At 53.3% G+C, this 13,579-nt stretch carries 14 protein-coding genes, 1 tRNA gene and 2 riboswitches; of the genes, 6 read left to right on the top strand and 9 right to left on the bottom strand.

The features are described from left to right. Positions 1-101: 101 nt before the first annotated feature. Complete coding sequence (locus tag IZU99_07240) at positions 102-560, top strand: DUF4870 domain-containing protein (GenBank protein UOO37062.1); 459 nt, start codon at positions 102-104, stop codon at positions 558-560. Between the two features lie 52 nt (positions 561-612). After that, positions 613-1,371, top strand: coding sequence for a hypothetical protein (locus IZU99_07235; protein UOO37061.1), 759 nt, complete (start codon positions 613-615; stop codon positions 1,369-1,371). Positions 1,372-1,441: 70 nt separating this feature from the next. On the opposite strand, the gene IZU99_07230 is transcribed toward IZU99_07235, so the two are convergent. Further along, the gene (locus IZU99_07230; GenBank protein UOO37060.1) at positions 1,442-1,582 is read right to left on the bottom strand and encodes a hypothetical protein; all 141 of its coding nucleotides are present in this window, start codon (positions 1,580-1,582) and stop codon (positions 1,442-1,444) included. 62 nt (positions 1,583-1,644) lie between these two features. Further along, positions 1,645-1,731: riboswitch (cyclic di-GMP riboswitch) on the bottom strand. 146 nt (positions 1,732-1,877) lie between these two features. On the opposite strand from IZU99_07230, the gene IZU99_07225 reads away from it, so the two are divergent. Then, positions 1,878-1,959: transfer RNA gene (locus IZU99_07225), tRNA-Leu, on the top strand. A gap of 60 nt (positions 1,960-2,019) precedes the next feature. Here IZU99_07225 and IZU99_07220 read toward each other — a convergent pair. After that, complete coding sequence (locus IZU99_07220; protein ID UOO37059.1) at positions 2,020-2,853, bottom strand: hypothetical protein; 834 nt, start codon at positions 2,851-2,853, stop codon at positions 2,020-2,022. 181 nt (positions 2,854-3,034) lie between these two features. Between IZU99_07220 and IZU99_07215 the strand changes: the two genes are divergently transcribed. Genes IZU99_07215 through IZU99_07205 form a run of 3 tightly spaced genes read left to right on the top strand, consistent with a single transcriptional unit; the run spans position 3,035 to position 6,059 of the window. Continuing rightward, on the top strand, positions 3,035-3,823 hold the full coding sequence (locus IZU99_07215) for a DUF3298 and DUF4163 domain-containing protein (protein UOO37058.1): 789 nt from the start codon (positions 3,035-3,037) through the stop codon (positions 3,821-3,823). A 53-nt stretch (positions 3,824-3,876) separates the two neighbouring features. Then, the gene (locus IZU99_07210; protein UOO37057.1) at positions 3,877-4,608 is read left to right on the top strand and encodes a hypothetical protein; all 732 of its coding nucleotides are present in this window, start codon (positions 3,877-3,879) and stop codon (positions 4,606-4,608) included. Positions 4,609-4,637: 29 nt separating this feature from the next. Further along, complete coding sequence (locus IZU99_07205) at positions 4,638-6,059, top strand: protease inhibitor I42 family protein (GenBank protein UOO37056.1); 1,422 nt, start codon at positions 4,638-4,640, stop codon at positions 6,057-6,059. Between the two features lie 396 nt (positions 6,060-6,455). On the opposite strand, the gene IZU99_07200 is transcribed toward IZU99_07205, so the two are convergent. From IZU99_07200 to IZU99_07170, 7 genes are all read right to left on the bottom strand, one after another. Further along, the gene (locus IZU99_07200) at positions 6,456-7,502 is read right to left on the bottom strand and encodes an adenosylcobinamide amidohydrolase (protein ID UOO37055.1); all 1,047 of its coding nucleotides are present in this window, start codon (positions 7,500-7,502) and stop codon (positions 6,456-6,458) included. Between the two features lies 1 nt (position 7,503). Next, positions 7,504-8,268, bottom strand: a complete 765-nt coding sequence (locus IZU99_07195; protein ID UOO37054.1) for an ABC transporter ATP-binding protein — start codon at positions 8,266-8,268, stop codon at positions 7,504-7,506. A gap of 3 nt (positions 8,269-8,271) precedes the next feature. Further along, a complete protein-coding gene (locus IZU99_07190) occupies positions 8,272-9,309 on the bottom strand; it encodes an iron ABC transporter permease (GenBank protein UOO37053.1) in 1,038 nt (345 codons plus the stop codon). A gap of 88 nt (positions 9,310-9,397) precedes the next feature. Beyond that, positions 9,398-10,366, bottom strand: a complete 969-nt coding sequence (locus tag IZU99_07185) for an ABC transporter substrate-binding protein (protein UOO37052.1) — start codon at positions 10,364-10,366, stop codon at positions 9,398-9,400. Between the two features lie 123 nt (positions 10,367-10,489). Beyond that, a riboswitch (cobalamin riboswitch) is annotated at positions 10,490-10,680 on the bottom strand. Positions 10,681-10,742: 62 nt separating this feature from the next. Then, entirely contained in the window at positions 10,743-11,990 is a 1,248-nt protein-coding gene (locus tag IZU99_07180; protein ID UOO37051.1) for an MFS transporter, read from the bottom strand. Positions 11,991-12,080: 90 nt separating this feature from the next. Next, positions 12,081-12,791 (bottom strand): hypothetical protein, encoded by a 711-nt coding sequence (locus tag IZU99_07175; GenBank protein UOO37050.1) that lies wholly within the window; start codon positions 12,789-12,791, stop codon positions 12,081-12,083. A gap of 59 nt (positions 12,792-12,850) precedes the next feature. Then, a complete protein-coding gene (locus IZU99_07170) occupies positions 12,851-13,321 on the bottom strand; it encodes a LytTR family transcriptional regulator (protein ID UOO37049.1) in 471 nt (156 codons plus the stop codon). Positions 13,322-13,579: the final 258 nt, after the last annotated feature.

Raw genomic sequence — 13,579 nt, 5'->3', positions numbered from 1 at the left:
CCGCGCAGTACTTGCATTCAGACATGCCATATGGTAATATTTTGACGATAAATTCAGAAAAAAATGTGCAGTCAGTCATTTTAAATTGGGGAGGAACTAAAATGAAAGTCAATCCGCACAGATCATCACTCGGCATGGACGCGAACACGATGGCACTGTTATGCTATCTTGCGGCCTTTTTGCTCTCTTGGATACCGGTTATAAAATATGTTGCCTTCGCAGCCCCCCTCGTCATTTTCTTCCTGGAAAAAGATAGCCCGTTCGTTAAATTTCACGCGATGCAGGCGCTTATTCTGGAAGCAATCAGCTGGCTGTTCACCGTTGTCTTTAGTATCATCATCGGTATTATCAACGCCGCATACGCTGCGACACACTACTATTACTACTGGGTTTCCGCGCCGGGTGCCGTTGCGATGTCCGCTGTTCTCGTTATCATTGGCGTAATCCTAACGGTATTTGCCATCATTGCCATGGTGAAAGCTTACGGTTACGAAGAATTTAAAATCCCGCTTATCGGCAATATGGCCGAAAAATTCAGCAAGGGCGGCGCGGCGCTGTAAAAGTCCTTGAAAGCGGCCTGTGTTCATGCCAATCAATAGAACGGAGAGTTTTATGAAGAAGCTAATAGCAGCACTCATGGCGTCGGCTATGCTCGTGTCGCTGTTGAGCGGCTGCGTACGCATCCCAAAAAATACGGCCGGTCCGTCAACAAGTGATAATACCCGTGTTTCGTCGCCGTCGCCTTCAAACGCAAAAAGTCCGTCCGATGGATATAGTGCTTATATGGATATGAAAGGTGATGCGATTGATAGAATCTCGAATTCTGTCAGTTCGGATGACCCCGAGTCTCTCGGCGTGGCGATGACGCTTGTTGGCTATTCTCTGATGGATATGTCCATGCTGTGGCTGACCGCCTTTACGCAGGACGCGGCGGTGGCGCAGTCGACGCTGACCATGATGGGCGTGAAGGATGTCAAGGTCACCGGCAGCGGCAATAATTACAGTATTACATACAACGATTCAGACGGTAAAGCCGTTACACAGACGTGCCAATACGACCCCGCGAAGGATCAGTTGACGTCAACACTGAAGGATGCCGACGGCACCGTGACGATGTTCTTCGAGTATATCAATCTCGGCGGGGCTTATGCCGCGCAATATTACTATCCAGATGATAACGGCACATATCAGGTTATCCGTTCCTTCTTTGATAAGGACAATATTGCCGCCTTCGGCACGCTGACGGCGACAGCGGAACCGGATAGCATCATCGGCAAATCAAGTCTCAACGAAGATTTTGTCGTTAACAGTGAGTCCTATATCATCTTCAAAGACGGCGAGCTGACGACGTTTGATCAGGGCGGGGAATAAACACGGCTTTAACTGAAAATATCCCGCGCCAGAGGCGCGGGATATTTTTTATTGCCTGTAAGAGCGGAAATCAGTCGGCTTGTGACAATGTGACGATTTGGCTGTTACCTTCGGAAACGGCAGCCCATTCGGTCAGCCCGGCCGAAACGGGGGAGGCCGCCGCCAGCAGAAATAAAATGGTGATAATAACTGCAAAAATCGCTTTTTTCATGAAAAAACTTCCTTTCAACATGGTGTCAAAGGAAGCCAGCTGCATGAATACTGCCTTAATAGACAGGCAACTGGCTGGCATAGCGAGTAATCGCTTTAGCCCCTTTAGCTTTGCGCCGCCACCTTTCGATGGCTTTGCCGAATATGAACTTTTTTCTACCATACATATCGGATGATTTGAAATAAACTTTAGCCCGAATTTAATTGAAGCAATCTGGCCGACTTCACCTATGGGCATGCCATAAAAGCAAACGCTTGCAGCGGACACCGTCTTGTGCTACAATCGAATGCACAGCGCGCCTGTGATGGAATTGGTAGACATGCAGGATTTAGGTTCCTGTGCCGCGAGGCGTGTGGGTTCGAGTCCCTTCAGGCGCATCAATTAAAAGAGACAGGCGGTAGCCTGTCTCTTTTGATGTTGCAATTATTGAAGACCCTCTAAAAATTCTCGCTTAGCAGGTAAACGGCAATGACCTTGCCGCTTTGATCAGCCGGGTCACGCACGACCGAGAGATACATGTCGCCGTATTTGAAATGCGCATCGCCGTTCGTGTCGCTCATTGGCTCACCGAAAACTGCCTTAAAGGCCTCGAAACTGTCGCCAAGCTTCAGTCCATTGATGTCAATCGCGTCCGACAGGATGAGCACCTGTGCCACGGTTGTGTACGACTCATTGTCGAACCAGACGCGGATGCCGGTCTTTTCAAAGCCGAGGCCGCCTTCATCAACAGTGACCGGTGTCTCAGGGATGGCTTTAATAAGCGCATCTTTTGTCAGGCCGAGAAGTTTTGTGAGGTCTTCAAGGCTCATAGCGGTATTTAAAACGGCTTTTGGTTCGGAGATGCTGTCGATTTTTAATGTGCCGTCCTCCGTTTTAAACGTCAGGTCCTGCTCATAGGAACCGGCCGGGCCGGTCGAAGTGGCATAATGGAAAACAACAGCCGCGCTGCCGTCCTTTTCAGAAACGGTGTAATCCGTTACCCACGGGCTTGACGTGCCGGTGACCCAGTTAAGTCCGGCAAAATCGTTATAAACTTTCTCCTGCAACGCCTTCGTCATCAAATTATACTGGCCCTTCCCGTCACGGGCTTTAACGGCCTCGGCCCACGCGGTCGCTTTTTCAAGACGCCCTTTTTCACCGGTATCGGATGCGGCAGGGGAGGAGGCGGCTTGTCCGCCGACAACGGCGGCATTCGATGCACAGGACGCGAGCAGCAAAAGTGACAGGATAACGGCGCTGAGCAAGACAGTTGCTTTTTTAAACCGAAACATTTTTATGCCCCCATGAAACTTTTTGTTTGATTATTCGTCAATATCAGAAGAGACGGCGCTCATTCGATTTTGTTCCATTGAAATGAAATTATTCTTCGTGCGCAGCGGTGGTTGCCACCGTTGCGTCGCTGTGAAAACATGGTATAATGAGGCTGTAAATTTAACAGAGAGAAGGCGTCTTATGAAAAAGTGGTTTCTTCTTTGCGTTGTCACGCTTTTTGCGCTGTCCCTAATATCCGGTTGTGCCATGATTAACAAGCTTACCGGCGCGGGCGGCACTTCGACCGGCGCACCATCACCATCCGTTTCAGATAAACAAACTGTTGATACCGTCACCGTTGTGTCGGACAAAGCGTCAAATAAAACCGACTATATGACGCTCACCGTCGACGTGCCAAAGCTCACCGGCTTGCAGAACGCCGAAGAGCAAAACGCGATCAATTCGATCTTCAAATCCTATGCCGACTCGGCTAAAAAAGACGCCGGGATGTATGAAGCGTTGGCCAAGCAAGACGCCGAATCGAATCTAGACTATGCCATGCCGTACGAAATCACGATTGGCTATACGGTTGAATACAATCAAAACGGGCTTCTTAGCGTCCTGATATCGGATTACCGCTATACGGGCGGCGCGCACGGCGGCGTTGCCGAAACCGGCATCACGATCGACCTCAACAGCGGCACGCTGCTGACGCTCGGCGATTTGATGGTCTCCGGCAGCGGATACAAAAACGTCATCAACAAGGCCATCCGAGCAGAAATTGATAAGCGGACAGGGTCGGACGAACTCAGCGAGCCTGTCATCTTTGAAGATATCGGCGATTATCCTGATTTCTATATGACGAAAGACGGTTTGGTGTTCTTTTTCCAGGAATACGAATACTTCCCCTATGCCGCTGGTATTCAGGAGTTCCCGATTTCATATGAAACGCTTAAAGGCATGGTGAAAACAGAATTTCTGCCGAAATAAATGTTTTCATGAAAATGCGTCAAACTAAAGGCATGATTTAAGGAGGCCTTTTCATGTTAAAACTGACCGATACAAAAACCATGAAGCTTTTCGCTGTCGTCCTCATCGCGCTGGGGCTGCTCTACCTGGCCGGGTGCGGTAAATCAGGCGCGCCAGCTGCCTCAACTCCGGCAACACCGGCGTTTTCCCAAAGCCCGTCACCAAGTCCGTCGCCTTCACCGGCAGGCCCGACAAAAACGGAGATCGGCAAGACGCTCACGGCGCAAAAGGCCTACGATGTCACATGGTCACCGGATTCGTCCATGGTCGTCTATATTGTTGACACAGCTGATTCGAGTAAAATTTACGCCTGGAAAACAGGCGAAAACGACCCGAAATTTTTAACGGTCAACGGCGGGACAACGTCAGGCTTCAGCTGGTCGCCGGATGGCAGCCATTTTCTCATCAATGTCGGCCATATGGGGCCGGGCACGATTACCAGCACGCTTTACGACGCCAAAACGCTGGAATCCGTAACGCCGGACCTTGTCACCGTTTCTCCCTCGCCGCCCATCTGGAGCCCGGACAGCCTCTTTATCGCCCTGTCCACGGCAAGCCAGGATAATAGCGGGTCTATTGCCGTTACGGTGTATTCCGTTGCCGACAAGAAAACAACGACGCTCGTCAGCAAAACAAACACGACAGGATTTTTCAAAATTTTATCGTGGACGGATGGTATCATCAGTTATACGGAAACGGACAGCTCCGGTAATACGACGAATAAGACCGTCGCGTTCCCAGGCTAATCAGCTCAAACGCGCGGGCGGAGAGAAGTGTGACACGGATGAAAAAGGTTCTTCGATGGCTTATGGCGCTGAGCATGCTCGCTTGTATGCTCCCCGTCGGTGCGCGCGCGGCGGCGCCTGCCACGGCGCCCGTCACGCTCGACGGCATGACACTTGGGGCGCCGGCCCGGCTGGACGGCCAGATAGTGCTTCTGCCCGTGCGCGCCGTCTGTGAGGCGCTCGGTTACACCGTCATCTGGTCAACTGACGGCGGTGTTCAGACGGTTACCATCACAAAGGGCGATGATACGATTGTTTTGGATGTAACCGGTCAGACGGTCACGAAGAACAACCACGCATTCTTCGCGGGCGTTGTCAGCGGTGCGGGGATACAAGTGCTGTCCGGCCGCACGTATATTGATTCCGGCCTTCTAGGAACGGTCATCCCAGTCAATGCGCATTATGACAGCGGGTCTGTTACGCTCACGCGTCGGCTCGAAAATAATATCACCGTCAATACCGTTAGAACAGCCGACGAGAAAGAATTTCTTAAGATTACAATACAGTATCCCGAAATTTCCGGGCTGGATGACAACGCGGCGCAGACGGTCATGAACGCGGCGTTTAAAAATCTGGCCGATCAGGCCGTCACAGAGGGCGAGCAAAACGCCTCTAATATGCAGCAGGCGATTAAAGACGGCTACACAGGCTCGGTTAACCGGTGCGAAACGGTTTTTGATTATCTCGTGATGTATAATCAAAACGGCCTTCTCAGCGTCGTGTTTTATAATTATCAATACGCCGGTGGCGCGCACGGTTCCACGGTTCAAACATCCCTGACGTATGACCTCGCGACAGGGAAGGCATTGGCCTTCGCCGATCTCATGCAGTCGGGGACGGACTATACGGCCTTTATTAATGCGGCCATCCGGCGGGAAATCGACCGGCGCGTTGCATTGGGAGACTTGTATGAGTTTGACTTCAGCCCATTTAAGGACGTCGGAGCAGACCCCGATTATTATCTCTCTAACAGCGGCGCTGTGTTCTATTTTCAGGAGTACGAATACTTCCCATACGCTGCCGGAATTCAGGAGTTTAACGTGCCTTACGGCGATTTAAGCCCGTATCTCAGCGATGCATTCAGCTTTCTGTATGCGCCCGTCACGCTCCGGCCCGGTGACAACACACTCGCCGTGGGCGATATTGGACGCGTCGCCTTAACGTCAAACCCATCCACCGGATACAGCTGGCACCTCGCGGTTTCGGATAATAGCGTCCTCGCCCCGGCAGGAGAAGCATATTTGCCACCAGCGAATCAAAACCTCGTCGGCACTGGCGGCACAGAAGTCTGGAACGTCAGAGCGCTCAAACCCGGAACGGCAACGCTTACCTTCAAGTATTACAGAGACTGGGAAGGCGAAGCGTCAGCAACAGCCGACAACACCGTTGTTTACAACGTCACCGTCAAATAGTCGTACCCCAGTAGGGGGCGGATTCCATATCCGCCCGATATGCTGTAGGGGCAGACCTTGTGTCTGCCCCTTGTTTGTTTTTGTATCCCGAAAAATTTGGGCCATCGTATGATGACCCAATCTTAAACGTGCTGCTGCCTCCGCGAGTGACGATTGTTCCTCCCGTCGGGGCGGGTTTCCATGCCGCCCGTATCCGGCAACGGCGGACGGCCAATGGCCGTCCCTACAAAAACAATGTTGTTGCGGCGATTATCAAGCGCCCAAAGGCTTCCCATGGGGGAAGTCATCCTCGCCTCCCGTCGGGGCGAACTTTGTTCGCCCGCCGCCCAAAGGCTTCCCCTGGGGGAAGCTGTCGGCAAAGCCGACTGATGAGGGGAATGGTGCCGCTCCCACCACTTATTTTTCCGACATCGTCACAAGCGCCGCTTCAAACGCCGCAATCATCCGCTGCTGCGTATCGGTTACGCCGCCATCCCCCGCCGTTCCGGGATCCCAAGCACCCTCAAGCAGCTTTTTCGCCCCGGCTTGGGCGTCGGCAGGGGAGATAAGCCCCCACTGCAGCTGGTCGAGCAGATGGACAAATAAAGACGTCATGACAACAAGTTCACCGCTTTTTGAAAGCGTGTCGAGTCGCAAAACATTAATCGCCGGGTACTTTTCAAGAAAACGTGCGCGCGTCAGGCCGAACCGCTCTGTTCGGGCGAAGACGACAAACTGCTGCGCGGGACAAAGCCCCGTTTGCAGAAAAAGGGCTTTTTTGACGGCGGACATGACGCTGCGCCCAATGAGCTCGCCGAGCTTAGAATGCTTCCCGGCAAACGTTAGGACCAGCGAGGATGCCGCATTTGATACAATCACCGTGCCGTCTGTTCCGGAGCCTGTTGCGATGCCCGTTGAATAACGGCTCGGCGCGAGAAGCTCCTGCAGCGCCGCCGTCTTGGCCTCGGTGCATGTGACGAGTGCGCGCGCGAGCGTCCCTTCCGGCAGGTTTGCGTCAATAAAAAGCAAAATGTTAATGGTGCCGGAGATGGGGATACACCCCCCGGCGCCCTCGTGCCAGTCCGCCGGGTCGCCGACACGTCCGCCGTTTACATCGATCCCGCCCGTCACAGCCGCTGTCACCGTCAAATCATCATATGTTTCGCTGATGACAGCGACATTGTCCATATCGGCCGCTGTTGACAGGCCGGTTGCAAAATGGGCGTCAAGCCCGAACTCCTCGGCGATAAGCGCCAGGTGCGCTTCATACGTCGGCGCTTTTAAAGGCGTGTTTTTAACGCCGTTATGCTTGCAGTCATGGTTAAAGGCGGCTTGCAGGTTATCGCGGCAGCCACCGTTTAAGACGGACGTGCTCAAAACGCGCCGCTCCCCGTGAAAGCGGGCAATCAGCGCGCGGTCCTGACGCTCCAGCGTGTCCCCGTTTTGAAAGGCGTGAATAACCATCTCAGCGCCCCTTTTCCCACTGCGAGAGCAGCTGGCGCATCCACGCACAGACATCCATGCTGTAGACGTCGTTGAGATTTTCGGGCGACAAAACGGTGCCGACGTCGCCCTTGGCAACGATGCGCCCCTTGTCGAGCAGAACGGCGTGCGTGCCATAAGCCTTGGCGAGGTTTAAATCGTGCACAACGGAGACAACGGCTCTGCCCGGCGTTTTCAACCACGTTCGGACGAGTTCAAAGATTTGCTTTTGAAAAACAAGGTCCAGGTGATTTGTCGGCTCGTCCAAGATTAATAGACGCGGGTCTTGCGCTAAAAGCTGTGCGAGAAATGCCCGCTGCAGCTCGCCGCCGGAGAGTGTCAAGACAGACTGTTTTCTGTATCGTTCCATGCCGGTGATGGCGATGGCGTCGTCAATCTTCTGCTTGTCTTCTGTGCTCAATTCGCCGAAGAAGCCGGTTGAATACGCGTACCGCCCGAGCCGGACGACCTCCTCAACGGTGAAAGAGTAGCCGACGGTGTGGTTTTGCGTTAAAACGCCGAAAAGCTTTGCCGCCTTTTTAGGTTTCAGCTTGGACAGGTCTGTTCCTTCAAACAATACGCTGCCGTTATAGGAAATCAGCTGCGAAACAGCGGAGACAACAGTGCTTTTGCCGGCACCATTCGGCCCGACGAGCATCAGCCACTCCTGTGGCCGGACCTCAAAATTCAGGTCATCGACGATTTTGAGGCTGCCAAATTGAACAGTGAGATTTTTAACGTTAAGCATGCCTCATTTTGCCTTTCTTGCCCGATAGAATATAAAGATAAATGCAAATGCCCCGAAAAACGACGTGACAACGCCAATGGGCAGCTCGCGGGGATTCAGAAGCGTCCGCGCCAAAAGGTCGGCCAGCATCAAAAACGACGCGCCGGAGAAGAGAGAAGCCGGCAAAAGCCGCTTATGATTCGGCCCGACGATCATGCGTGTCATATGCGGGATGACTAGCCCGACAAAGGCAATCGTACCGCCAATGGAGACGCAGATGCCGATGAGTGCGGAGACAGCAATGAGAATGATGTATTTCGAGCGCTTGACGCTGATACCGATCGTCCGGGCGTTATCCTCGCCGACGGCGAAGGCGTTGAGCTCCCGGGCGAAGAATAATAAAACCGCTCCAAAGATCAGAAGGGCGACTAGCAGGATAAAAACCTCTTTATATTTCGACCCGGCGAGAGACCCCATCAGCCAGTTGATAATCGTGTGGACGTTATCGCCGGAAAAGGTCACAACGAGACTGATGACGGAGCTGGCAAACATCGTGTATATGAGACCGATGAGAATAATCGTGTTTGTGGAAAAAGAGTAGTCGACTTTGCTGGCCAGCGCCAGAATGATGAGAATCGACAAAAACGCAAAAACCATGGCGCAAACCATCGTCCCAAAGCCGGAGACACCGGGTATGGCGACGCCGAAGGCGAGGAATAAAACAGCGCCCACGCCAGCGCCGGACGAGACGCCCATGGTGGAGGCATCGGCCAGCGGGTTTCGCAGAAGGCCTTGTATGGCCGCGCCGCATAGTGAGAGGGCCGCGCCGACGAGTGCGACGGCCAAAACGCGCGGCAGCCGGACGAAGACGATGACGGCCTGTGAGATGCCCTCGGGGACAGGCAGGCTGAAAATCGAGTTCCATATAGCTGTCATCGTGTCCTTGATGGGGATATAGACGCTGCCGACCGCGACGCAGATGACCATCACCATAAAGGTGACGGCGGCAAAAATAACGTATTCAATGGGACGAAAGCCTTCCGGCCGTGTTTGTGTTTTCATAGACACCATTCCGGTCAGTATTTTAGCCAAGAGCCGCGAAAAGGAATGAAAGGGGACGGCATGCGTCCCCTTTCCGCTGGAGGGATGTTTAGTTGGCAGGCGTCGGGGTGCTGTCCGTGCCGCCGTAGATGAAGTTGTAAAGCTCCGTTGCCGCCTCTGCAAGACGCGGACCGGGATGCATAAGCGCGCTGGAATTTGTGTCGGCATTATAGATCGCCTTGTTCATAACGGCGCTGATGTTTTCCCAGCCCTTGCGGCCGAGAATTTCGTCAATCGGGTTGGGTGAGCCGTCGTAAGACATCGCCGTTGTCACGATGAAGTCTGGGTTGCGCTCGATAACCTGCTCCTCGCTGACCTCTGCCCAGCCCGCTGTATCGGCAAAGATATTCTTCAGACCGAGAATTGTTGCAATCTCGTCCATATACACGCCGTTACCAGCTGTATACAGGCCGTATTGAAGCGGGGAGACCTCGAAGTAAATCGACTTGCCGACATTTGCCGAGCCGTTTGCCTGAACCTTTGCCTTAAGGTCGTCAAAGGTCTTTTTCATGTTGCTGACAAGGGCTGTTGCCTCAGTGTTCTTGCCGACAACCTGGCCAATCAGTGTGATAGCCGTATAGACATCATCAATTGTTTTGGCATCCGTCATGATAACCTTGATACCGGCGTCTTCAAACGATTTGACCTGATCGGATGTCTGCGCCATTGTGCTCATGATGACGACATCTGGGTCGAGCGCGATGACTTCTTCAATATTCGTGTTGCTTCCGGACTGAACGGATGTCACGCTGGACACCTCAGCCGGATAATCGCAGTATTCACCGCGGCCGACGACTGTATTCCCGGCGCCAAGCGCGTAAAGAATTTCACAGTCGGAGGGGGTAATGACGACGATTTTTTCGGCCGGTTTGTCAAAGGTGACAGAGCGGTCCGTCATGTCTTTGACGGTGATTGTCGTCGATGTGGCCGCGTTGTCTTTTTTGGGGGCGAACAGGGAGCAGGCGGATAAGGATACAAGGAGAAGTGCTGCCACAAGGATTGCCGTTACTTTTTTCATTAATTGGTTCCCCTTTCAAAATTGGAAATGAATAGAGAAAGGAGCACAAAAAAGCCGCTCCCCCCAGTTTGAGGAGCGACTCAAATAAACATAGCAAGGCCTATGTCTAGCTTAATCCCAAACCCAGGGTGTTCATGTGTAAGCAGGTCTCCCGACTTAGCATCATCCTACTAGGGCGTCTTCCCGTCGTTTGACAGTGACATGCTGCCCTCTCGTCCGCTTCACGGTTACTGGGATAGTCCGGAATTTACATCCGCGTTCCCTCGGCAATTTCTTACCGGCACAAAGTGTGCACAGACACAAGCTATTCATTTTGACGGCATTTTAACATATTTTGAATATAACGTCAAGCTGTTTTCACCATACAGTGCATTGCTCACGCTTTCTGGGCATTCAGGCAGGCTTTGGCCAGATCCTCGGCTGATAAGAAGGCTCTGAAGGGCTTCGAAAAATATGCCGGTAAGGACACAAGCAGGCCGCAGGCGAAGGCCCCTGTGATAATAAGCCGAAGCGGCAAAAACCCGCCGAGCACACCAGCCAGCGCCATCGCAAAGGGCGTCAAGCCCGTCGTCGTCATGCGCATGAACGACATTACCTTGCCGCGCAGTGCCGCCGGTGTCGACGCCTGAACGGTCGACACCATCAAAACATTCATGGCGGCGTTAGCCGCCCCGGCAACGACGAGTAAAACAGCCATGACAACGAGATTCGGCTGATTAACGGCAATGATGAGAAAGACATAGCAGCAAAAATTTGAGACAATGAAAACCGCCATCTTGTGCTGCGGTTTGAAACAGAAAATGGAGAGGGCGGTGAAACCGGCAACGGCGCCGCCCATAAAGCACGCCATCAAAACACCGTAGGCCACGGCGCCGAGGTGCGGGTTAAACTGACAGTACGGCAGAATCAGGGTGATGGCGACAAAGGAAAAAAAGTTAATAAGCGCCGCGATGACAAGAATCAGCCGCAGACCCACAAGGCGCCACATATAAGCAAAGCCATCGGCCATATCCTTCCAGAAATGCGGCTTTTCGATATGACGAACGCTGGGGATTTTGACAAATGGCAGACAGACGCCTGAAAACAGGTACGACAGGCCGTTTGCTAGAAAAAGCATTGGTGCCCCGAGCGCCTGATATAAAAAGCCGCCCCCGGCGTTGCCGATGAGGTTTGCCCCTGTGAGGACGACCGAGAACGCGGCGTTGGCGTTGGATATCTTCGATTTCGGGACAATATCGGGGACGGATGATTGCACGCCCGGTGTGAAAACAGCCCCGCAGAGGCTCAAAACAATCCCCGCGGCGAAAACCATCCAGATTCTGATGACGCCCAACAAGGACGCTGCCGCCAAAAGGACGATGGCGACGCCGCGGATGAGATCCATCGCAATCATCAGGCGCTTTTTATTTGACCGGTCGACGAGCACACCGGCAAACGGGGAGACGAGGACGCCCGGCAGCGTGGAGGCGGCCATCAACATGCCCATCAGCGCCGTCGACCCCGTCGTTGCCAGCACCCAGAAGCCAAGCGCGATGGCATAGACGGCGTCTCCGACGGTTGAAACAAGCTGGCTCTGCCATAAAACGAGAAATCCGGGTGTCCAAAGCTTTTCGCGGTTTGTCATAAGGGTTCCTCACAGTCGCCGCCGCCGGGCAAATAAACGCGGCGGCTCCCCGGCGGCGCCGCATTTCAGGACATAATTTAATACAGCGGATTACACGTAGTAGATTTCAACGCCGCCGAGCGAAACATTGCCCGTCAGGGTGACGGTCGGCGCACCTGGACCCGGTTTGCTAAAGCGCGTATCGTTTGAGACGCCGCCAAGGCTGGCGCTCAGGCTGTCAACGATGTGCCATGTTTTCGGGAAATAGAGCTTGATAGCACCAAAACTGCAGTCCAAGAAGAGTTGGGCGCCCTCGAGGTCAAGCTGCACCTGATCAAAATAGACGTCCAGCGCGCCGAAGGATACAGAAAACTGACCCGTCTTCAAAGCATTGGCATGCAGATATTTGCTGGAAGCGCCGAATGAGACCCTGACGCTCGGGTTGTTGTCGTCGATGTCTTCAACCGTCTCGTAATGTGCCTCGCCATGGTGCGCGTAGCTGGTGCAGCACGGTGGTTTCGAGTGTTTGCGGAAAATGATGTGAAAGCCGATACTAACGAGCACGGCGGCTAGGATTAAAAGCCAGGGGGAGATGAAATACAATCCCAAGGGCTGCTGATAAATGAGGTACGCCAGCGCCAGCGAGAGAAAAGCACCGAAGTAGTTGAGTTTCACGAGGCTCTGGATAAAAACGGCCGCGAGTAAAACGGTCGCCAGGATGCTGAGAAAGCCGATCTGGGTAAACGAGAGAATTTGGCTGGCAACGACAAAGACGGCCGCCAGTACAAAGAAGACGCCCCAGAACCAATTGTTGTGTTTCATGATGACTCCTTTCTGTCATACGTCATATAGTGAAATGAATAGATGTTTTCAATGCCGTCCTAGCCGGACGGCGCGCCGCCCCGGCTGGGACTGAGCCGCAGGCGCAGCGCTTTATAATAATTGCGCGAGACGTAAACCTGTTTATGGCTCCCGGCGAAGCGGACGAGGCTTGAGGCCGTGAGATTGCGCGTGATCGAGTAAACCTGCCGGGCGTTAATGATCGTCGACTTCGACGCACGCACGAAATCACTTGGCAGCATTTCCGCCAGTTCGTACAGCCGGTGCCGGATGCGGTAGGCGTCGGTCGCCGTGTGGGCGTAAATATGTTCGCCAGCTGTCTCGAAGAACAGCACCTCTTCCAGCGGGAAGTAGAACTCCTCGTTGTCCTTGTAAAAGGTCAGCTTGGCGCCAGGCTGCGTCTCGCTTTGGATGTACCGGTGAATTTTCATGATGGTGTCGTCCACGCGGCCGCAGCGGATGAGCACTTCCTCGTCGGCTGACTGCTCGACAAGCTCAATACGGACCTTCACCGGATCACCTCCTCATGCTCGCATTATAGCGTCTCTTTCGGAAAGTTAAAAGGGGTTTTCCGTATGAGGCACGTTAAAGCCGCCAAGAGGTCGAAATTGACGGGTGAGATGTACTTTTTTCCATGGCGCGATGTCCAATGATTCTATCCTTGTCTCGCGATGATCGATGTTATATAATTTAAGCACCAGAAACGGCGGATTAACGCGAATTTTCGCAAGAACACCGTCTGTGGCTGGATAAGGCACGAAAAAGACCGA

This window comes from Oscillospiraceae bacterium CM (assembly GCA_022870705.1).
In the GTDB taxonomy this organism is placed as follows: domain Bacteria; phylum Bacillota; class Clostridia; order Oscillospirales; family Oscillospiraceae; genus Sporobacter.
This window is presented reverse-complemented; position numbering and strand designations above follow the sequence as displayed.